We start from the raw sequence: 2194 nt of genomic DNA, 5'->3' as shown, positions 1-2194 counted from the left end.
CCCCGCCCTAATTGCATGGTCTAAAAAGACGGAGTTCAGCACCACCCGCGCCACTGGCGATAGCCCGTAAGATATGTTGCTGACGCCAAGTATTGTATTCACATCTGGATGCAGGCTCTTAAACTCCCTAATCGCACCAAGCGTTTCAACTGCGGCAAAACGCGACAATTCATCACCTGATGCCACTGAGAATGTAAGGAAATCTATAAACAAATCTTGCGGGGCAAACCCATGCCCGAGCCAATCTTTTAGTATTCTTTCGGCTACCGCCAGTTTGTCAGCCTTGTTCTGTGCCATACCGCTTTCATCTATCGTCAGCCCTACCACAGCAGCGGGGTAGCGGTGCACTAGCTCAAATACCTGCGCCAGTTTGTCTCCGCCGTCCTCATAATTTACTGAGTTGATAATCGGCTTGCCTGTGCAACGTTTTAAGGCAACTTCCAACACATCAGGGTTGGTAGAGTCTAGCATTAGCGGGCGCGTAAGCTCCCCGTTCAGCATTGTGGTGATTTCTGCCATATCAGTCAGTTCGTTGCGCCCAGTGTAAGCCACAGACAAGTCTATCACGTGCGAGGTGTCCTCCTGCTCACGCGCTATAGCAGAGATAGCCGCCATATCGCCAGCTACTAAACGTTCTCTAAACGCCTTGCTACCTGTTGCACTTGCTCGCTCGCCGATGAATGCTGGCGACGGCTCTTGCCTAATAGTAGTCGCCGTGAATGCACTACAAATGTAGCCCGCTCCGCTCTGCTTTTTATAAACGGGTGCTTGCCTGCTACTAAGTGCAGTCGCCAATGATTTAATATGTGTATGGTTGGTTCCGCAACAGCCACCTACTATAGATAGATTATGTCTATTTACTAGCTGCATACTTTCGTTGGCGAATTCCTGTGCGGCTAGCGGATATACTGCTTTGCCATTTTGTGATATCGGAATGCCAGCATTAGCCGACAGCGATAACCTGCCGCCCCAGTTGCTAGCAAGTTCCGCAAGGGGCGCAATCATTTTATCGGGACCAAAACCACAGTTTAAGCCTAAACTAAAGAGCGGATAGCCCGCAAGGGTCTTTGCTACACAGGTTAAATCAGTGCCTACCAGCAGTTTGCCACTCTCATCAACAGTGACTGATACCATAATCGGCACATCTTTTACAAGTTCATTACATGCCTGCATAGCCGCCACCACAGCTGATTTTACCTGCAGTAAATCTTGGCAGGTCTCTATGATAATCACATCTATGCCAGCATTTAGGGCAACTCGTATTTGCTCTATATATGCGGCGTGCATGTCGTCAAATGATATTTGTCCAAGTGTGGGTAGCTTGCTAGATGGTCCCACCGATAGGGCAACGAACTTGTTGTCCATGCCATCAGTGGCTTTGCGGGCGAGCCGTATGGCGTGGGTGTTGATTTCTGCTAGTTTGTCCGCTAGTCCGAACTCGGCTAGCACCAAGCGACTGGCACCAAACGTATTAGTTTCTACAACGTTGCACCCAGCCTCAAGGTAGCCTTTATGGATACCTACTATAGCATCGGGAGCGGTTAAGTTGAGAATTTCGCTATTACCGTAATAGCTGTTCCACACGGTATCGGGCAAGCCAAGTGCTTGTATAGATGTCCCCATTGCGCCGTCTAGCAGGACGATATGCTTATCAGCAAAGTTGGTAAAATTCATCGGGGTATTATATAGAAAACGGGTTTGTTTGTATAGAATTATTTCGGGTTACGGTTATTATACATAATAGTCACGTGTTGTTAACTTTCCCTCTTGACTTGCGCTTTTTATTGTGTTAAAAGAAACTATGACTAGTTTTCAGCTACCTGTCACAGCTTTTTCTTGGCAACGCCAAGCATGGTGGGCTTGCGCCCATTAGCATACCAATGCGCGAGGCTTGCGCCATAAAAGCCCATTTCAGACACTACTACGACTTAACAATTTAACGAGGTTTATTATGAAAAGATTTATTGCAACGGCTTTGTCCGTGCTCTTTATATGCACACTATCCGCAGTTGCGGCTACTAAGAATACCGATAAGTTTTATATCGGTATATCAACGTTTATTACACACCCCGCCCTAATTGCATGGTCTAAAAAGACGGAGTTCAGCACCACCCGCGCCACTGGCGATAGCCCGTAAGATATGTTGCTGACGCCAAGTATTGTATTCACATCTGGATGCAGGCTCTTAAACTCC

At 47.5% G+C, this 2194-nt stretch carries 1 protein-coding gene; it reads right to left on the bottom strand.

What is annotated here, in order from left to right:
- Positions 1–1674: homocysteine S-methyltransferase family protein (locus tag AC1MDJ_RS07595; RefSeq protein ID WP_479690319.1), on the bottom strand; the 1674-nt coding region annotated here is incomplete at its 3' end.
- Positions 1675–2194 lie beyond the last annotated feature (520 nt).

This window comes from Candidatus Termitispirillum reticulitermitis, from assembly GCF_054655775.1.
The sequence above is the reverse complement of the archived record's forward strand: the minus strand, read 5'-3'. Positions and strand labels throughout refer to the sequence as shown.